The organism is Dendronalium phyllosphericum CENA369, from assembly GCF_016056275.1.
Classification (GTDB): domain Bacteria; phylum Cyanobacteriota; class Cyanobacteriia; order Cyanobacteriales; family Nostocaceae; genus Dendronalium; species Dendronalium phyllosphericum.
The window spans coordinates 56,328-74,311 of record NZ_JAECZA010000008.1; the positions used below are offsets into that span (position 1 = coordinate 56,328).

Sequence of the window (17,984 nt, forward strand, 5' to 3'; positions counted from 1 at the left end):
TTGAGTGATGAAATCCTTGTAAATTCGTCGATGGTTCCAAAACCAAGATTTTTAACAAGTCTTGAAACCCTTATGGAAAAAGAGACTTTTTTAATTCACATTAGGCGTTATTTGCTACTGACAACTGACGACTGACGACTGACAACTGACCATTGACTAATCAGGGGCTTTGCCAAAACTTCACATGAATGATACAAATCTAAATATACTTACTTTTCACTCATGCAACAGCACACTATAGCAGCGGAAATCGCCGCAACTGGAGTGGGACTGCATAGCGGTGTCAATACCCATGTGCGGATATTACCAGCTGATGCTGGAAGCGGACGCTACTTTGTGCGGGTGGATTTGCCGGATTTACCGATAATTCCAGCCCAAGTTGCGGCAGTAAACCAGACTGTTCTTTCAACTCAGTTAGGTAAAGGTGAGACATATGTTCGCACAGTAGAGCATTTATTGGCAGCGCTAGTAGGTATGGGTGTGGATAACGCCCGCATTGAAATTGATGGCCCTGAATTACCACTTATAGATGGTTCGGCACAAGTGTGGACAGCCAGCATCGCTCAAGTTGGCTTAGTCTCACAACCAGTTACTAACAGCCAAAGAAACTTGGCTGTTAAAGAGCCGATATGGATCTATCAAGACGATGCCTTTGTTTGTGCCCTCCCAGCAACGGAAACTCGCTTTAGTTACGGTATCGACTTCGATCTGTCCGCTATTGGTAATCAATGGCATAGTTGGTCGCTTCCTGCCGAGCTAGAAAAAGCTGCTGCTAGCTTTGCTACGGAAATTGCTCCCGCCCGTACTTTTGGTTTACTGCATCAAATTGAATACTTACAAAAAACAGGATTAATTAAAGGTGGCAGTTTGGATAATGCACTCGTTTGCGGCCCTGAAGGTTGGGTAAATCCACCATTAAGATTTGCAAATGAGCCAGTCCGTCATAAAATCTTGGATTTAGTAGGAGATTTGAGTTTATTGGGAACTTTTCCTCAGGCTCATTTCTTAGCGTACAAAGCCAGCCATAATTTACATATTCAACTGGCCCAGAAAATTTTAGATTCTGGATTTTAGATTTTGGATTTGGATTTAATTTAAAATCCAAGATGATTAAAGGTTTCAGCGTACAACTACTTTAAATCCCAGATTCAAAAAACCACACTGCCCATGTCAATCCTTACCCAAGTAAATAATACTGATACTACTGCTCCTACATCTGACGAACAACAGGCTACTAATGAGACTAAAACCACATCCGAGGTCAAAACTACTCTCACATCGGAAGAAATTCAGCGACTACTACCCCACCGTTATCCATTTTTACTTGTAGACAAAATAATTGACTATGTACCAGGAAAACTGGCTGTAGGCGTTAAAAACGTTACTGTTAACGAACCTCAATTTCAAGGACATTTCCCAGGAAGACCACTGATGCCAGGAGTATTGATTGTAGAAGCGATGGCACAAGTCGGGGGTATTGTTTTGAAGCAGCTACCTGGATTTGAAGATGGACTGTTCGTTTTTGCTGGTATCGATAAAGTCCGCTTTCGCCGCCAAGTAGTACCAGGAGATCAACTAGTAATGACGGTGGAACTGTTAACAGTAAAACAACGTCGTTTCGGTAAGATGCAAGCCCGTGCCGAGGTGGACGGTCAGCTAGCTGCTGAGGGGGAATTGATGTTTTCTTTGATTAACTAAAAATTTACCCTGTAAGTATGGGTACAGCCGTGATGTGCCCTTACTTAATCCTGAATCAGGATAGCAGTAAAAAAACAATCCATAACAGCATTTTAAAATTTCTTGATTTTTGGCTTTCTCACACGAACTTGCTTTGCCCGACGCTTTCGGTCACTGAATACTCACACACTCAGCAACGCCAGTCGCCTCAACTTTGACAATCAAAGCATAGCGCTGGCTCTCAAAGACAGTTCTGGAGATTCACCCTTGAAGACGCTTATTCATCCAACTGCTGTAATTCATCCTAAGTCGGAACTCCACCCAACAGTGGAAGTCGGAGCCTATGCTGTGATTGGAGCGCATGTCAAAGTCGGGCCTGAGACCATCATTGGCCCTCATGTCGTGCTGGAAGGGCCTTGTGAAATAGGGGCACGAAATCAGTTTTTTCCAGGTGCAGCTATCGGTATGGAACCCCAGGATCTCAAATTTGTCGGAGAACCTACGTGGGTCAAAATTGGCGATAATAACGTGATTCGTGAGTACGTCACCATTAACCGCGCCACTGGTGCAGGTGAAGCAACGGTGATTGGTAATAACAACCTACTGATGGCTTATGTCCATGTAGCTCACAACTGCGTTATAGAAGACTCTGTAGTGATTGCTAACTCTGTGGCCTTAGCGGGTCATGTCCATATAGAATCGCGGGCAAGGTTGAGCGGAGTTTTAGGTGTCCATCAATTTGTGCATATCGGTGGTATGGCAATGGTGGGTGGCTTGGCGCGTATTGACCGAGATGTGCCACCTTACATGCTTGTCGAGGGAAATCCAGCACGAGTGCGAACCCTAAATCTTGTGGGACTCAAACGTTCTGGGATGAACTCAAGCGACCTGCAAATTCTCAAAAAAGCCTTCCGCGTTCTCTACCGTTCTAGTTTAACTTTTAAGGATGCCTTAGAACAACTAGAACAACTAGGAGAAACAGAACAACTGCAACACTTACGTCGCTTTCTGCTACTTTCTCAGATGTCAGGAAGGCGTGGTTTGATTCCTGGCAAAAAAAATAAAGCAAGCCTGATTGATGAATGACTAGTTAGGAGTTAGGAACTGTGAGTTATGAATTAAATTCAAATCCTAACTTGATTTGTGGGCGAACAACCATTCGCCCCTACTGGCTACTAATTATTATTAATTACCAATTACCAAATGCGGATATTTATCAGCACTGGCGAGGTGTCTGGCGACTTGCAAGGAGCGTTGCTGATCGCAGCGGTGAAGCGTCAGGCTGCTGGTTTGCAATTAGAGATTGTGGGTTTAGGCGGCGAAAAGATGGCACAAGCAGGGGCAACTATTTTAGGCAATACCAGTGGTATTGGCTCAATGGGTTTGATAGAATCCCTGCCTTACATATTGCCTACTCTTTTGGTGCAACGGCAAGCGATCGCCTACCTCAAGCAAAATCCCCCAGACTTAGTAGTGCTGATTGACTATATGGGGCCAAATCTCGGCATTGGTACTTTTATGCAAAAGCACCTGCCACAAGTGCCTGTGGTGTATTACATTGCCCCTCAAGAGTGGGTGTGGTCGGTCAGTTTGCGTAATACTTCCCGAATTGTCAATTTTACAGACAAACTTTTAGCAATCTTCCCACAAGAAGCCCGTTATTTTCGCGCTAACGGCGCAAATGTGAGTTGGGTAGGGCATCCTCTCATCGACCGAATGCAAAGTGCTCCCAGTCGCCTAGAAGCGCGTGCTAAATTGGGTATTGAACCAGAACAGATAGCGATCGCTCTTTTACCCGCCTCTCGCCGTCAAGAACTAAAATATCTTTTACCAGTAATTTTTCAAGCTGCCCAAACTATTCAAGCGAAATTACCTGAAGTTCATTTTTGGATTCCTCTGTCTCTAGAAGTTTATAGACAGCCGATTGAAGAAGCGATTAAGCGTTACGGTTTACGGGCTACAGTTGTATCAGAACAACAAAAGGAAGTATTTGCTGCTGCTGATTTTGCTATTACCAAATCTGGCACTGTCAACCTGGAACTAGCTTTGTTAAATGTGCCGCAAGTTGTAGTTTATCGCTTGAATCCCGTTACTGTTTGGATTGCCCGAAAAATTCTCAAAGGTTCCATACCCTTTGCTTCGCCAACCAATTTGGTAGTAATGAAGCCGATTGTGCCAGAGTTGTTACAAGAGCAGGCGACACCAGAGAATATTACCCAAGCAGCAATGGAATTACTACTCAATCCCGATCGCAGACAGCAAACCTTAGCAGATTATGCCCAAATGCGGCGCTGTTTGGGAGAAGTTGGAGTGTGCGATCGCGCTGCTCAAGAAATTTTGCAAATGCTAGATAAAGTGGTAAAGGATGAAGTATGAAAGATCGAGGATGAAGTGTAAAATTTCATCCTTTGTACTTCACACTTTTTGTTTGGGTCATGGCTCATCAGATAAGAAAGCAACGGCCGATCGCAGTTGACTTGTTTGCAGGTGCAGGTGGCATGAGCCTTGGCTTTGAACAAGCTGGTTTTGATGTGCTGGCATCTGTGGAAATCGACCCCATTCACTGTGCCACACACGAGTTTAACTTTCCTTCGTGCTCTGTGTTGTGCAAGAGCGTTGTAGATACAACGGCAAAAGAGATTCGCAATAGATCGGAAATTGGCGATCGCGAAATTGATGCGGTCATTTGTGGTAGTCCCTGTCAAGGATTTTCATTAATCGGTAAACGAGCTTTTGACGACCCGCGAAATTCTTTAGTATTTCATTTTCATCGGCTGGTTTTGGAGCTAAAACCAAAGTTTTTTGTCATGGAAAATGTTCGAGGCATCACTGTCGGCGAACACAAAAAAATTCTTCAAACTTTAATTAGCGAGTTTCAAAATAAAGGCTATCAAGTTGAAGAAAATTACCAAGTTCTCAACGCTGCTCATTATGGAGTCCCACAGTCACGAGAACGATTATTTTTAATTGGAGCAAGGGAGGATGTGGAGTTACCAAAATATCCTCAGCCAATTACTCAAGCTGCCAAACCAAATGATTCTGTCAATCAAAAGTTGTCTGCACTTCCAATTGGCCCGACAGTACGGGATGCGATCGGAGATTTACCAGAAGTAGAAAAATACTCAGAGTTACTGAAAAGAGACTGGGTAATTGCAGAGTATGGCAAACCTAGTAATTACGCTCAGACACTTCGTTGTCATAGTACTTTAGAGGATGATTATTCCTACCAACGTGAATTTAATTACCAAATTCTCTCTTCAAGTCTAAGAACAAAACATACGCTCTCTACTATTGAACGCTTTGCTGCTACGACTCAAGGAGAAAGAGAGCCAATTAGTCGTTTCCATAAACTGCATCCTGCTGGCGTATGCAACACTCTGCGAGCCGGCACAGACCAGTCTAAAGGTTCTTTTACTTCTCCACGACCGATTCATCCATTTATACCCCGTTGCATTACAGTCAGAGAAGCAGCAAGACTACATTCTTACCCAGACTGGTTTAGATTTCATGTCACCAAATGGCATGGATTCCGGCAAGTTGGTAACTCTGTACCACCACTACTCGCAAAGGCTGTAGCATCAGAGATTATTCGTAGTTTGAATATCTCACCTTTCAAATCTAGTTTTTGCCAGCAGATAGGAGATGAAAAGCTACTACAACTTAATATGTCGCAAGCAGCACAACGTTACTATTAGATTGCTTCTCCACTACTACCCAATTTTCTCTTTAGTATCTGTTCCATTTCCTTCAAATCTTCATTAGTCTGAGGAAATGGATATATTGGACTATTAGGACTTCCCCGTTCGATCAAAGCCTCAATTGCCTCATCATCCTCGCGGTGAGCCAAAACGTATGCTCTAAGTTCTTTACGGGACATTTTACTAAAATCAGGCTTCGTCATCGTTACACTTTGCGCTCCTCTGCGCTCAACTCTGCGCGACGGCAGTCGCTACAATGGGGGGAACCCCCACAACGCGCTGCCTCCCCTTTGCGTTTTAATTTCACCCCTCACTATGTACTAAGTCCAAGCACGGAAAAATGTACTATCTTCCCAGATATCAGCGGTTTGTTGAGCGATCGCAATCAATTGTTTCTTATTAAGAAGCTGAAAAGCACGCGCTATTTTGACATTATCTTCTAATTGTGCGACTGTTTCCGCAGCAATTACGCAACAATGAACCCCAGGCTGAGACAGTGCATATCCCAAAGCTTGCTGCATACCTGCTAATCCCCCTGGTTTAAATAGCCGTCCGTAAGCTGGGACTTTCATCGCAATTACGCCGACATTTTTTTCTTGCGCTACTGGTAGAACTACTGGGATGAACGGACGAGGGTGGTGTTTGTCCGCAGCATTCACAGGAATCAGGGTAGTGTGGAAAGGATAGCGACGCAATCCTTCAGCAATCACTTGCGGATCGTGATGTCCGGTAATACCTGCGAAGCGCACAAGTTTCTGCCCAATTGCTTCTTCTAAAGCTTTAATTGCGCCAGATTTACTAAAAATGGTGTCGAGTTCTTGAGCAAAAGAAACGTGATGTAACTGCCATAAATCGAGATAATCTGTATTGAGACGTTTAAGCGATCGCTCCAATTCTCGCCATGCACCATCGCGATCTCTTTTATCTGTCTTACTGGTTAAAAATAGCTTTGAGCGATGAGGTGGTAAAACTTTACCTAAATAATCTTCACTAGGGCCATAACTAGCCGCAGTATCAAAGTAACTGATGCCAAGTTCCAGCGCTTTCTCAATAATCGCCACAGCATCGCGCTCTTTTCCTTCCCAAGATAGCGGCGTTTGTCCTGCTCCTCCCAAGCCGAAGATAGGTACTTTTACTTGCGTGCGTCCTAGTACTCTCTCTGGCATACTTGCTGGTGGTGTAGCGGTGTTAGCAGCATTTTTTTGCAAAGCAGTAGTTGTCACAATACCCCCAGTGACAGCAACACTGGTGATTAAGAAATTACGCCGTGTCTGTCTTTCTGTCATGATTGGCTTTAGCTAAATCGCTTCTCTTATGTTAGCGAGGGATACCATGATGGTGAGCGATCGCACTTATTTTTTAGCTTAACCTTGAAGTGCGATCGCCTTAGATTACACCAACAGCATTTTTCTCGGCGTAGTTGAGATTGCGTTGATACTCAATGACTTTTTGCTGGGCTATTGCATAATTAGCACTAGAATCTGGCACTGTCTTCATAAGTGCGATCGCTGTTTTCCACTTATTTACAATTATTTTCCATTCATCTTGAGATTTTGCTGATTGGGTTAGGTTGGCTGCACTAATTGCTTGATTAACAGCCTCTCGAAAATTATCAGTTTTAGGTATAGTACTAGACAATTCTGAAGTTACTGTTGAAGGTGTAACTCCTACGATTTCTGATGGTAGCACTGGAATTTTTGATGTTATGGTAACGGGAATTTCTTGTTTATTTGGTAATTTATAAAATAAGTAGATTCCAACAGAAATTAAAGTCATCAAAAATAATATCAGCAGTTGCTTTCTCGGTTTTTTTGTATTTTGATTATGGTACTGAGAAAACGAGGTCATCTGAGTTTGCTGTATTTTACCTTTGTTCATCTGGGTTATACCCATATCACCCCGTAATTTGTCCATATATACATCTGTTTTATCAATTCTATAAGACTGGCGCTTAGACTGATACTTTTTAAGTAACGATTTTATCTTTGGTATGAAGTTTCGCCTAAATAGATATTCAGCTTGATAAAGATATGCAGCAGCAAAAATCCAAATGAATAGTGCAATTTTATCAATATAGTAAGTTTGGATATAGTAGTTTAAAACAGCTTCTCTGATATTACAGAAAGCTAATAATTGCGGATAATCGCAGGTTGTCAATGGGAGAAATGGCAATAAAATAACAATAGTCACTAACAAAGATAAGAAGAATACTAATTCTGAGTAAAAGCCTTCCCATAAACTAGTTGGATTGGGCAACCATTGAGGCCAATGAGGAGATGCTGATTGCTTTTTCCACAAAGATAGCCAAAAACTATGAATATAAGCAACCGAGAGCAACGGTAGTAATATTCCTAATACCAAAAATATAAATAATATTTCTATTTTATTGGTAATAGCTGATAAAATAAATCCCCAAAAGCCTGTAAATTTAAAACTTAATATGACAATCAAAGCTATAAATGGAATTAAAACAAATGTTCGATACCATGAATGAGGGTAAGGTATCCATGCAGGCCATGATTGAACAATCGCTTTTGGATTACTCTGAGGATTTAAGTTTTTTTGCAGGTCTTCTCTATTAGAAGTAAAATTTAAGCACTCTACCCAAACTGCTAAATGTTGTCCGGTCTTTTTTCCATATATTTTTACTGATTTAATAGATTTAACTTGCAATTTCATCATCAATTTATGAATTAGTGCAACTGATGATTCTTTTTCTGGTACTTGCTCTGATTCTAGTACTATTTGTAAAAAAACGTCTTTTAAAAATGCTTTGGCAATAATACCTTTGTGTTTAAAAAGATAATTAATCGTCGATGCGATCGCCTGTGCATCTCCTTGTTTTGCAAGTTCTAAAATACTCGGTTGTGTCATAACTAGTAAATGCGAAAACCTGAGCAAATAATCTTCTCATCTCAGGATTCCCCTTTTACAGGCTAAAGCAACATTCTTGCAACTGCTAACAATATATTATCGATAGATATCATATAATTTGCTGGAAATTGGTATAACAATTCTAAATAATTGGCGCACAACAAGATTTCCGATTTTTTAAATAAATCGGGAATCCGGAGCTTTCGTAACAAATTATGTTAAAAACAATTTTATTTTTGAAACATTCAAATACTAGCGTTCTTGTACAATCGTAGAGCTACCATTACTAACACTTACTTTTTGAATAAAAACATCAGAAAAGTATGCAAAAATATCCTTTGTCATTTTATTAGCAATACTTTCAAAATTTTGGGTTGTTAATCCAGATGTAGTGTCACCACTTAAAGTAATAGAAACAGTTAATAGATGAGGAGTTGAATCCTGTTCGTTATCCACTACTTCTAATTCAGTTTCTGTTATACCTAGAGTAAACTCTTCACACCAAGCTGGAGACTGTTCGCCTGTTTGCTGCCAATAAACTTTCACTCTTTTGATAGATGCAGCAGATAAACTAGTTATTCCTTTACGAACAAATGTAACTAAGGCTTGTTGATTTGACACTTGAACAGATTCCAGCATTACCTCTAAGCAAGTGTCTTTCAGAATAACTGTAGCAGTGATACCCTTGGGTTGTAAGTGGCGATTCATTAAACAGGCGATCGCCTCTGTATCTCCCTGTTTAGCAAGTTCCAAAATATGCGGCTGTATCATAACCAGTACCAAAGCAAAGCTGAGAAAATAGTCTTTTATCCTAGAATTCCCTATTCACAGCCGGAACTAACATTTTTAGAAATTTTTTGGCATATTTTCCAAATTTTCTGGAATTTAATCAAATTTACTACATCAGAGAATTTCACAATTTAAGTGATGACATTGTCACAATTGAAACTATTAGTTAACCGTCATGTCAGCTTTACTCACATGCACTCAACAGCCTTGGACAGTAACTTACAGTAAAATAATTGATGTGCGATCGCTTAGTGAATTTACAGAATATCGCATTGCTTACCCAATTAATGTATCAGTCCTTAATGATGCCGAACGCGCTAAAGGAGGAACTCTTTATAAACAAGTTCCAGCTTTTACTAAACAAAAGTTAGATACTACTTTAGTATCAAAAAATATTTCTCAACATCTAAGTCAATACTTTGCGGCTAATGATTTATCAGTTAAATAAGCAATTAAACAATTAATAGGCGTTGCATATTTGCGTAAATTAGCAAAATTAAAATATGAAGATTAATCAACATCACGCTTGGCCAGCAACAGTGGAAGAAGCCATAGTTATCCAAGAACAATTGCGATCGCAGGTAATTACACAAGATAAATTCAAAGAACCCGTTCAGTATGTTGCTGGCGTAGATATGGGTTTTGAAGCCGACGGTACAATTAGCCGTGCAGCAGTAGCGGTGCTAAGTTTTCCCGATTTGCAGGTGATTGAAACGACCTTAGCGCACCGTCCGACGACCTTTCCCTATATTCCTGGTTTCCTTTCCTTTCGGGAAATTCCGGCTGTCCTCGACGCTTTAGAAAAGATTAAAACAACACCAAATATTATCCTGTGTGATGGTCAAGGAATCGCTCACCCTCGCAGATTAGGTATAGCTTGTCATTTAGGAATACTCATTGATATACCGACAATTGGTGTAGCAAAATCATTACTGATTGGCAAACATGAGGAATTGCCAGAAACAAGAGGTAGTTGGCAACCATTGATACATCGGGGTGAAACAATTGGGGCAGTCTTAAGGACGCGTACAAAAGTCAAACCCGTATACGTATCTAGCGGTAACAGAGTCAGTCTACCTACAGCAATTGACTATGTATTACGCTGCACGCCAAAATATAGGCTGCCAGAAACCACACGTATTGCTGATAAATTAGCATCTGCGAGATAACACCAAGATTTTCGATATTGTTTTGTTGAAGTTTGTGCTAAATACTTGCTTGGTTCTACTCAATCGTGTTAGGAATCGCACAGAAAGGAGTTGAAGTAGCTAAATACGAGTTACCCAAGTTAGAACAATGAACGCACTAACTTTACAGTGGCACGATGCAGGTCAAAATAAAACACAGAACATTTACGAACAACAGCCAAGTAAAAATCCTGGTACAGTTCGCATCGGTCGCGATCCACTCCGGTGCGACATTGTTGTGAGTAACCCGACTGTATCAGGTTTACACGTAGAAATATTTTTTCATACTCAACAGCAACGTTTTTTTATTAGAAATCTGCGATCGCAAAATCCTCCCCTAGTAGATGGACACCAACTAGCCCAAGGTGAAAGACCTTTGAGTGAAGGCAGTGCGATCTATTTGGGTCAAATGCAACTCCAAGTTACTGCCATTGTCATCAACAGCATTCCAGCAACAATTTTGACACCACCACAGCCATCGGCGAGAAACTCCCATCCACCAATACCCCTACAACAGCCACAGATAAATCCGATACACCACCACCATCAACCAGCACCACAAGGAGTTTACGGCTTAGAGTGTCCCAAATGTCATAGAATTTCCTCCGCAGAGAACTTGCAAATAGGTTGTCCTTGGTGTGGCACATCTTTGGCTGCGGCAGTAAGTGTTTTAGTAGCACCAAGTAATTAGAGAGTAGGGGGAGCAGGGGGAGATGAGGGGGATGAGGGAGACAAGGGAGTGAGGGAGAATAACTTGCGACTTGCGGCTTCTGCCTCCTACCTTGTGTCTCCTACCTTCTGACAACTGACTTTTGTACAGACGCGATTAATCGCGTCTCTACGACAACTGACCACTGACAATTGACCAATGACTAACCTACAAATTCAACTAAGTTGGGAAGATCCGGCAACAGGAGAAAGGCGAGAACCAAATTTAATTGTGCCTATAGCTTTTGGTCGAGAATTTGCTCGCTTACCTGCCGAACATGGCGGACAGCGCGTCTCCAGAATGCTGCTGAATAGTAATGAAATTTCTCGCTATCACGCTTTAATTGACAGCGAACAAAACCAACCAGTGGTAATTGACCAGGGAAGCGTGAACGGTGTATTTGTCAACGGTCAACGACAAACACGCTGTGTTCTAGCTAATGGGGATACGTTACAAATTGGCCCCTACATGATGACGGTGACGTTTGGTTTGAGTGCAACTATGCAAGCCACCAGTCCCCCTTCAATGATTCGGTTTAACCCAAATACCGATATCCCAGACCCTAGTTTACCTCCAGCCCCGCCGCCTGTAGTAACTGCCAGTAACAATTTCCCCCCAGCAGCATTTCAGGCAGAAAAAGTTGCTGTGCAGGCACTTCATGCCACAGGGCTACCCGTAGATGAATGTGAATATCTGGCAATTGGAGCGGGATTAGGTAGTTTTGTCTGGGTTGATTTGCTGCGGATTAGTGGTGTGCGTGCTGAAAAGATTGTGGCTTTGGGATTAGAAAAGGAGCCGTATGCACGTTACAAGCGCCTGTGCATGAATTCGCAAATTCCCTTACATGAAAGACTGCGATCTAATTCTGATTCTTGTCCTGATAATATTTGGGGCTGGCCTAGTTATGCTTTGCGGGAAGCTTGGCGCGACTTCACCAAAGGACAACTGAATTCCGCAGTGAAGTATTTGTGGCAGGTATTTGCTGAACCAACCTATGCCGAAACTTATACGCCTCGTTCGGGTAATGTCTTTGATTCCATAGACCGGGAAGTGAAACGCATTGGCTGGAATCAAATTTATCGTTATGGGCGAGTCAGGACAATTCGTAAAACAGATGATGGTAGATATTGCGTAGCCTATTCTCGCGGCCCAGGAAATCATGCTTTTTTAGTTAGTCGTTATTTACATTTAGCTACTGGGTATCCAGCAATTCAGTTTCTCCCAGATTTGCAAGCTTACCGGGAAAAATATCAAGATTTTAAATCTGTCGTAAATGCTTATGAAACACATACTCATGTCTATGAGCAACTAGAGCGCCAAGGTGGTACTGTGTTGATTCGCGGGCGGGGAATCGTCGCATCGCGGATTATTCAACGCATTTATGAGGCCAGAAAGCGAAATCAGAATATTACAGTTTTGCACTTGATGCGATCGCCCAAACCTCAAGGCAACAAATTCCAAAATGCCCAACGCCTAGTCAAAAATCATTACGAACTTCAACCCTTTAACTGGCCGAAAGCCTGCTGGGGCGGTGACCTCCGCGTTATGTTAGAACAAGCGAATCCAGACGAACGCAAGAGGTTACTAACAGACTGGGGCGGTACTACTACCGCTGACCGCCGTGACTGGCAGCGTATTACTGAGGAAGGATTAAGGGAAGGCTGGTATCAAATTACCTTTGGGCAAGTGGTAAGCGTAGAGAGGAATGCCCAAAACCGGACTATTACCCATATCCAAGAAAAAGGTTTTGGAGAAATGAATCTGACAGCCGACTTTATTATTGATGCTACTGGACTAGATGCCAAGGTGGAAGCAAGTCCCTTACTGGAAGATTTGGTAAAACATTACAACTTACCCATAAACCAGCTAGGGCGATTGGTTGTGGCAAATAATTTTGAGTTAGTAGAAATGCGTAGTGCTAAAGGTCAAATGTATGCCGCTGGGGCAACAACCCTTGGTGGCCCCCATGCAGCAGTAGATAGTTTCCTGGGCTTACAGTACGCTGCACTAGTTGCCGTTGATGGTCTTGCTGCTGCCCGCGCCCCTGGAGTCCAGCGTTTGAATGCTTTTATTTCCTTTGGGCAGTGGTTAAAATGGGCACTCAATCAGTCACCTTAATCTAGTTTGAAAATAGACGCGGTGACGCGGTGAGGTAGTCGCAGTCCTGGCGGTTTCCGTCGGTTGCGAACTGCCGAACCCGAAGGGGGATGGGGAGACGCTGGGACTGAGATTTTCATGCTTGGTTGTGGGTTCCCATAAGGGAATGATTTGAAAACAACACCGAGAAGCGAAAATCTCCTAGACTTGATACTAGTGTCAGCTAATTGCAGCATTCATTCGATGTCTACTGAGTACTTAAGGTGCGAATATGGGAATTTTTCAAGCTGTTGCTTGCAGAATTCACAAAGATAGCCCTTAATGGTATAGAAATGTATAGAATCTTGTAAAGATATAAAATATATTTCTTTTTAAGATGCAAACAATCGAGCTTTCTTCCCCAATGCAGCTGTCTATACCACCAAACCAATGTCAGCCTTTGAAGATTATCGCACTGGGGGACAGCTTAGTGTACGGATTTGGCGATCCAGAAAAAGGAGGCTGGGTAGAACAACTACGCCGCTGGTGGATGTCACCCGATAGCGCCGGTCACGTACTGTATAACTTGGGAGTACGAGGCGATCGCACACAACAAGTAGCCCAAAGATTAGAAGTAGAATTCCGCCATCGCGGCGAACTCCGAAATCGCGTACCCGATTTAATTATTCTGTCAGTAGGAGTGAATGATTCAGCACGGTTAGCTCGTCCTGATGGGCGAAATTACACAGATTTTGCTGTATTTGAATCAGAAATGGCATCTCTACTAGATATGGCGCAGCAACTTTGTCCCGTGCTGTTTGTCGGCATGGTTCCAGTGGATGAGTCCAAAATGCCATTTCTAGATTGTTTTTACTACAATCATAGCGATCAGTACCGCTACAAAGAAGCTACTCGACACGCTTGCCTGAAACGGGGAATTCCCTATTTAGATATTTTCGAGCGATGGATGCAACGCGGAGAAACTTGGCGACTCCAGCGTTTGAGCGAAGATGGCCTTCACCCCAATACACTAGGCTATCAAGCTTTGTTAGAGGACGCGATCGCTTGGGAAGCACTTGCAACTTATCATTCTCAATCCCACGATCGCCTGACGCAATTATCGTCAGTTCAAATTTCTAAACATTAAAAAACTGTACTGGGAAATTTTGCAGGACAGAAAGTAGATTTAGCAAAGACTGTTAACTCTTTAATGCAGTCACCCAATTCTTAATCTTCATAAAGTTATAAATCACCATATTAAGTTTTTAATAATACTTGTCTCAGCTTGTCATTCAAGTCGTAAGCTACTGCTGGAATTGTGTAATCTGAAAAAAGCTAGGCTAACTAATGATGAACTTGAGGTCTGATGACTCCTAAAATTCTGCGTCAGCTATGGTCTGTAGTTGAAAACTCCCAAACCAAGACCCTCTTGCATATGGACGATGCTAGCTTGGTGCAATGGTTGGTAAAACAAACTACAACACAAGCGTTGTTAGATCCCAACGAAACCGATTTTCTCTGTGATTACATTCAATCTCGACTTTCTCTCATCCGCGATCTTGCTTATGAGCGTCAGTGTTGATATTAACAAAGTAGCAACAGATTAGTTTATAGACAACAGTAATAGCTATCGCTTGTGGACTATAAACTATTGGTTTCTTTGGGGTAAATAACCTTCTACTAAGCAGTCGGAACCTACCACACGCCAACGGACACGTTCTAAGGGCAGTGCCTCAGTCATGGTGCTAAAACCTAAGTCACCAACAGGTGTAGGGGCATGACTACCACCAATAATTTTCGGAGCGATAAAAGCAAGGATTTTTTGCACTGCTCCTTGAGCGATCGCGCTGGCGGCTAACTTACCACCGCATTCCCATAACACGCTACAAAAACCCCGCTCGTATAAGTGGCTCATTACCTGTTCTGGAGTGAGTGAGGTTAATTCTATGACCTCCACTCCCTGTTTGAGCAAGAATTTTTGAAAATCGGGGTTAGCGCCGACCTCTGTTAACACCAAAGTCGGAGCCTCCGCAGTTTGCCACAAGCGAGCATTTTCAGGCAAATTTAGCTGGCGACTCATCACCACCCGTAAAGGATTATGTGCTCCTACCTGATGGCTAGTTAAATAAGGATTGTCCTGTCGTACTGTATTGCCACCCACAATTACAGCATCGCAAGCTGCCCGTAGTTGATGAACTTCACCACGGGCATCTTGGTTTGTGATCCAAGCGCTATGACCAGAGGTAGTAGCAATTTTGCCATCTAAAGTCATGGCATATTTCAAAATCCCCAAAGGTCGTTTATGAAGAATGCGATGTACAAAAGCTTCATTGAGCTGTTGGCAAGCCTCTGTTTCCACACCCACCACCACTTCTACCCCAGCCGCACGCAAACGGGCAATGCCACCTCCAGCTACTAAAGGATTGGGATCGACCATACCGACTACCACTTTGGCAACGCCAGCTGCTATCAACCCTTCCGAACAAGGGGGCGTGCGTCCGTAATGATTGCAAGGTTCGAGGCTGACATAAACTGTAGCACTACGAGCGCGATCGCCCGCTGCTCTCAGGGCAAAAACTTCCGCATGAGGTTCGCCTGCACGGGGATGAAACCCTTCCCCGACAATTTCCCCATTCTTGACAACCACAGCACCCACTAACGGATTTGGGGAAGTGCGTCCCAAAGCGCGACGGGCAAGTTCCAAACACCGCCGCATCATCCGGGAATCAAAATCACTCCCTACCCTTTTCCCAGCCGAATCCACTGGAAGCGTATTTTCTGGAGTGTAGTTAGGTAGAGATGCATCTGCCTGAGCGATCGCAAGGAAATTATCCATAATTTTGGGTAACGCTCTCAATATTTTCCACGCTAGCTGCTCTTTTGCGTGATTTTTTAACAGTAATATTTAGGTTTTACTTTTGACGATCTTAACTTACAGCAGTTTTCCGAGGCGTGGAAGATTAGGTTGTCAGTGGTCAGTGGTCAGTTGTCAGTTGTTATTTCCCCGCGTTTCCGTGTCTTTGCGTCTCCCTGTCTTTACATCCCCCACCCCTCCGAAAATCCAGCTAAAGCGGCGGTAGCTTCTTTACAATCGAATTATCCTCACACTCAAGCCGCAATTTCCCTGAATATGGAATTAAATTTGCGTTTCCCGGAGATTAATCAAGTTATTGTCAGACTTGATGACCTAGAAACCGACAGACTAAAGTTTACATCCCCCTTAGCACCCGAAGATTTGGAAGATATTCGCTGGTATTTTGAGGTCTACGCCAATAGTTACACTGCTGATGTAGATGATGAACGGGCAAAGCGGATTGGAGACAACTTCCAACGCTGGGGTGAAGGCTTATTTGAAGCTATTTTTCAGGATCGCACCGCCCAGAACATATTTTTTGAATTTCAACGTACCGATGAACCAGGACGTTTATTAACCATTAGCGCCAGTCATCCGGCAATTTTATCTTTACCTTGGGAATTGTTACGCGACCCAGCATCAGATATCTATTTATTTAACGAAAATCCCCGGATTTCTGTGCGTCGTCGCTTGGCGGGGGCGGGGGGTGGACGCAGACCGTTTAAAGTTCAGCCAAAAGACCGTTTGCGGTTGCTGTTTGTGGTGAGTCGTCCCAGTGATGCGGGGTTTATTGATCCCCGTGGCGAAGCTAAGGCGGTGTTGGATGCGATCGCCCAAGAAGCAGAGGGAAGAATTGAGGTAGAATTTTTGCGTCCCGCGACTTTGGATAATTTAGTCGCTCGTTTAGAAGACGAACGCCTACCAGCGATTGATATTATTCACTTTGATGGGCATGGTGTCTATGACCCCGATGGGCGATTCCACGAACGGGCGAAATCCAGCGACCCGGCGGGAGCGACGAAAGGGGAAAATAGCAATGGCAGCAATATGGGTTATCTGTTGTTTGAGAATCCCGAAGGCAAAACAGCCCTGATTACCGCCGAAACCTTGGGGGAAATGCTGCACCGTCAAAAAGTCGGGTTAATTGTTCTGTCTGCTTGTCAGTCAGCGATGGTGGCGGGTGAGGATGCTATGGGTTGTGTCGCAGCTAGGTTAACCCACGCAGGAATTCCAGCGGTATTGGCGATGACTTATTCAGTATTAGTTGTCACAGCCCATCAATTGTTTGCCAAATTTTATCAGCGCTTGGTGCGGGCTGAAGGTATCGGCGCGGCCTTAGATAATGGACGACGAGATTTGTACCTCAACAAAGAACGGGGCGAAAGGCGACGGGGAGACAAGCAAATTACTTTAAAATTACAAGACTGGTTTCTCCCAGCCTTGTATCAAGCCGCCAAAGACACCGCCCTATTAACCCCCTCATCTCCCTCATCTCCCTCATCTTCCTCATCCCCCTCCTCTTCCAGGGCTGTTTCATTCCACAAGGGCAAGAAGTTTGTCAATATCATTAGAGAGAAATCTTTGAGAAATTGTGATGGAAGGATGACCATTTCGACGGAGTATATTAATGGCGATCGCTCTCAATACAGAGAGGTTAGCCGGAGCATTACCCATACGTATTTTTGAGTCGTCCTCCTTCATAACTACGTCTTTAATCCAATGGAGGCGATTTTCGATACTCCAATGACCGCGAATACCACAAGCAAATTCTCGTGCCGAATGAATGAGGCTACTAATGTAACAGACAACCTCATGATATGGTTGACCTCCTCGCGTTCCAGTTCTTTGAACTCGAATTAAGTCCTTAATTCCCGCCCAGGATAGGTCAATTCCATTTAAATCATCAAAAACTTCAACAGTCCTTGTTGTCAGTCTATTCTTAGTTTTTTCGGTCTCTATATAACGACTTCTGGGCAAGCCATTGGCAGCAATGCGTTGAATATGACGATGTAATTTTGGTTGATTATCTTTAACGGCAATTACGTAATCGTTGCCACTTTCTATAACTAACTGGCAAGTTTTTTTTGGCAATGCAGAGAATCAAAACTGAATACAGCACC

The 17,984-nt window shown here is 43.1% G+C and carries 18 protein-coding genes and 1 pseudogene; 12 read left to right on the forward strand and 7 right to left on the reverse strand.

Annotated elements, in window-relative coordinates; genetic code table 11:
* Positions 1-222: 222 nt before the first annotated feature.
* The 5 genes from lpxC to I8752_RS03770 all read left to right on the forward strand — a co-directional run bounded on the left by lpxC (position 223) and on the right by I8752_RS03770 (position 5,372).
* The gene (gene lpxC / locus I8752_RS03750) at positions 223-1,074 is read left to right on the forward strand and encodes a UDP-3-O-acyl-N-acetylglucosamine deacetylase (RefSeq protein ID WP_214430991.1); all 852 of its coding nucleotides are present in this window, start codon (positions 223-225) and stop codon (positions 1,072-1,074) included.
* Positions 1,075-1,167: 93 nt separating this feature from the next.
* Positions 1,168-1,698 (forward strand): 3-hydroxyacyl-ACP dehydratase FabZ, encoded by a 531-nt coding sequence (gene fabZ, locus I8752_RS03755; protein WP_214430992.1) that lies wholly within the window; start codon positions 1,168-1,170, stop codon positions 1,696-1,698.
* Positions 1,699-1,944: 246 nt separating this feature from the next.
* Positions 1,945-2,763: an acyl-ACP--UDP-N-acetylglucosamine O-acyltransferase gene (gene lpxA / locus I8752_RS03760; protein WP_214431007.1), complete on the forward strand. Its 819-nt coding sequence runs from the start codon at positions 1,945-1,947 to the stop codon at positions 2,761-2,763.
* A 117-nt stretch (positions 2,764-2,880) separates the two neighbouring features.
* On the forward strand, positions 2,881-4,053 hold the full coding sequence (lpxB, locus tag I8752_RS03765) for a lipid-A-disaccharide synthase (RefSeq protein WP_214430993.1): 1,173 nt from the start codon (positions 2,881-2,883) through the stop codon (positions 4,051-4,053).
* Between the two features lie 59 nt (positions 4,054-4,112).
* Positions 4,113-5,372: a DNA cytosine methyltransferase gene (locus I8752_RS03770; protein ID WP_214430994.1), complete on the forward strand. Its 1,260-nt coding sequence runs from the start codon at positions 4,113-4,115 to the stop codon at positions 5,370-5,372.
* Here I8752_RS03770 and I8752_RS03775 read toward each other — a convergent pair.
* The 4 genes from I8752_RS03775 to I8752_RS03790 form a co-directional block, all read right to left on the reverse strand.
* Positions 5,369-5,578 (reverse strand): DUF6887 family protein, encoded by a 210-nt coding sequence (locus I8752_RS03775; protein WP_214430995.1) that lies wholly within the window; start codon positions 5,576-5,578, stop codon positions 5,369-5,371. The genes I8752_RS03770 and I8752_RS03775 overlap by 4 nt on opposite strands.
* Positions 5,579-5,695: 117 nt before the next feature.
* Positions 5,696-6,661 (reverse strand): aldo/keto reductase, encoded by a 966-nt coding sequence (locus I8752_RS03780; RefSeq protein ID WP_214430996.1) that lies wholly within the window; start codon positions 6,659-6,661, stop codon positions 5,696-5,698.
* A 100-nt stretch (positions 6,662-6,761) separates the two neighbouring features.
* Entirely contained in the window at positions 6,762-8,249 is a 1,488-nt protein-coding gene (locus tag I8752_RS03785) for a hypothetical protein (RefSeq protein ID WP_214430997.1), read from the reverse strand.
* Between the two features lie 252 nt (positions 8,250-8,501).
* Positions 8,502-9,020, reverse strand: a complete 519-nt coding sequence (locus I8752_RS03790) for a hypothetical protein (protein WP_214430998.1) — start codon at positions 9,018-9,020, stop codon at positions 8,502-8,504.
* Between the two features lie 193 nt (positions 9,021-9,213).
* Here I8752_RS03790 and I8752_RS03795 point away from each other — a divergent pair, with 193 nt between their 5' ends.
* From I8752_RS03795 to I8752_RS03810, 4 genes are all read left to right on the forward strand, one after another.
* Complete coding sequence (locus I8752_RS03795; RefSeq protein ID WP_214430999.1) at positions 9,214-9,486, forward strand: rhodanese-like domain-containing protein; 273 nt, start codon at positions 9,214-9,216, stop codon at positions 9,484-9,486.
* Between the two features lie 55 nt (positions 9,487-9,541).
* Positions 9,542-10,207 carry a deoxyribonuclease V gene (gene nfi, locus I8752_RS03800; protein ID WP_214431000.1) on the forward strand — a complete coding sequence of 222 codons (666 nt, stop codon included), beginning with the start codon at positions 9,542-9,544 and terminating at the stop codon, positions 10,205-10,207.
* Between the two features lie 127 nt (positions 10,208-10,334).
* Positions 10,335-10,916, forward strand: a complete 582-nt coding sequence (locus I8752_RS03805; RefSeq protein ID WP_214431001.1) for an FHA domain-containing protein — start codon at positions 10,335-10,337, stop codon at positions 10,914-10,916.
* Between the two features lie 177 nt (positions 10,917-11,093).
* On the forward strand, positions 11,094-13,052 hold the full coding sequence (locus I8752_RS03810) for an FHA domain-containing protein (protein ID WP_214431002.1): 1,959 nt from the start codon (positions 11,094-11,096) through the stop codon (positions 13,050-13,052).
* Here I8752_RS03810 and I8752_RS37925 read toward each other — a convergent pair.
* Positions 13,049-13,171 (reverse strand): hypothetical protein, encoded by a 123-nt coding sequence (locus I8752_RS37925; protein ID WP_263985281.1) that lies wholly within the window; start codon positions 13,169-13,171, stop codon positions 13,049-13,051. The genes I8752_RS03810 and I8752_RS37925 overlap by 4 nt on opposite strands.
* 263 nt (positions 13,172-13,434) lie before the next feature.
* On the opposite strand from I8752_RS37925, the gene I8752_RS03815 reads away from it, so the two are divergent.
* Positions 13,435-14,157 carry a GDSL-type esterase/lipase family protein gene (locus tag I8752_RS03815; protein WP_214431003.1) on the forward strand — a complete coding sequence of 241 codons (723 nt, stop codon included), beginning with the start codon at positions 13,435-13,437 and terminating at the stop codon, positions 14,155-14,157.
* A gap of 219 nt (positions 14,158-14,376) precedes the next feature.
* Positions 14,377-14,592, forward strand: a complete 216-nt coding sequence (locus I8752_RS03820; protein ID WP_214431004.1) for a hypothetical protein — start codon at positions 14,377-14,379, stop codon at positions 14,590-14,592.
* A 66-nt stretch (positions 14,593-14,658) separates the two neighbouring features.
* Here the strand turns inward: I8752_RS03820 and ribD are convergent, their stop codons facing one another.
* Positions 14,659-15,846, reverse strand: a complete 1,188-nt coding sequence (ribD, locus tag I8752_RS03825; protein ID WP_214431005.1) for a bifunctional diaminohydroxyphosphoribosylaminopyrimidine deaminase/5-amino-6-(5-phosphoribosylamino)uracil reductase RibD — start codon at positions 15,844-15,846, stop codon at positions 14,659-14,661.
* A 294-nt stretch (positions 15,847-16,140) separates the two neighbouring features.
* On the opposite strand from ribD, the pseudogene I8752_RS03830 reads away from it, so the two are divergent.
* A pseudogene (locus I8752_RS03830) lies at positions 16,141-17,229 on the forward strand (CHAT domain-containing protein); the annotation flags it as partial.
* Between the two features lie 168 nt (positions 17,230-17,397).
* Here the strand turns inward: I8752_RS03830 and I8752_RS37160 are convergent.
* The gene (locus I8752_RS37160) at positions 17,398-17,955 is read right to left on the reverse strand and encodes an ISAs1 family transposase (protein ID WP_225895421.1); all 558 of its coding nucleotides are present in this window, start codon (positions 17,953-17,955) and stop codon (positions 17,398-17,400) included.
* Positions 17,956-17,984: the final 29 nt, after the last annotated feature.

What these genes read in the sequence shown, in the direction of transcription:
- lpxC (WP_214430991.1), top strand. Translation starts at nt 223, where the DNA reads ATGCAACAGCACACTATAGCAGCGGAAATCGCCGCAACTGGAGTGGGA.
- fabZ (WP_214430992.1), top strand. Translation starts at nt 1,168, where the DNA reads ATGTCAATCCTTACCCAAGTAAATAATACTGATACTACTGCTCCTACA.
- lpxB (WP_214430993.1), top strand. Translation starts at nt 2,881, where the DNA reads ATGCGGATATTTATCAGCACTGGCGAGGTGTCTGGCGACTTGCAAGGA.
- I8752_RS03770 (WP_214430994.1), top strand. Translation starts at nt 4,113, where the DNA reads ATGGCTCATCAGATAAGAAAGCAACGGCCGATCGCAGTTGACTTGTTT.
- I8752_RS03775 (WP_214430995.1), bottom strand. Translation starts at nt 5,578, where the DNA reads ATGACGAAGCCTGATTTTAGTAAAATGTCCCGTAAAGAACTTAGAGCA.
- I8752_RS03780 (WP_214430996.1), bottom strand. Translation starts at nt 6,661, where the DNA reads ATGACAGAAAGACAGACACGGCGTAATTTCTTAATCACCAGTGTTGCT.
- I8752_RS03785 (WP_214430997.1), bottom strand. Translation starts at nt 8,249, where the DNA reads ATGACACAACCGAGTATTTTAGAACTTGCAAAACAAGGAGATGCACAG.
- I8752_RS03790 (WP_214430998.1), bottom strand. Translation starts at nt 9,020, where the DNA reads ATGATACAGCCGCATATTTTGGAACTTGCTAAACAGGGAGATACAGAG.
- I8752_RS03795 (WP_214430999.1), top strand. Translation starts at nt 9,214, where the DNA reads ATGTCAGCTTTACTCACATGCACTCAACAGCCTTGGACAGTAACTTAC.
- nfi (WP_214431000.1), top strand. Translation starts at nt 9,542, where the DNA reads ATGAAGATTAATCAACATCACGCTTGGCCAGCAACAGTGGAAGAAGCC.
- I8752_RS03805 (WP_214431001.1), top strand. Translation starts at nt 10,335, where the DNA reads ATGAACGCACTAACTTTACAGTGGCACGATGCAGGTCAAAATAAAACA.
- I8752_RS03810 (WP_214431002.1), top strand. Translation starts at nt 11,094, where the DNA reads ATGACTAACCTACAAATTCAACTAAGTTGGGAAGATCCGGCAACAGGA.
- I8752_RS37925 (WP_263985281.1), bottom strand. Translation starts at nt 13,171, where the DNA reads ATGAAAATCTCAGTCCCAGCGTCTCCCCATCCCCCTTCGGGTTCGGCA.
- I8752_RS03815 (WP_214431003.1), top strand. Translation starts at nt 13,435, where the DNA reads ATGCAGCTGTCTATACCACCAAACCAATGTCAGCCTTTGAAGATTATC.
- I8752_RS03820 (WP_214431004.1), top strand. Translation starts at nt 14,377, where the DNA reads ATGACTCCTAAAATTCTGCGTCAGCTATGGTCTGTAGTTGAAAACTCC.
- ribD (WP_214431005.1), bottom strand. Translation starts at nt 15,846, where the DNA reads ATGGATAATTTCCTTGCGATCGCTCAGGCAGATGCATCTCTACCTAAC.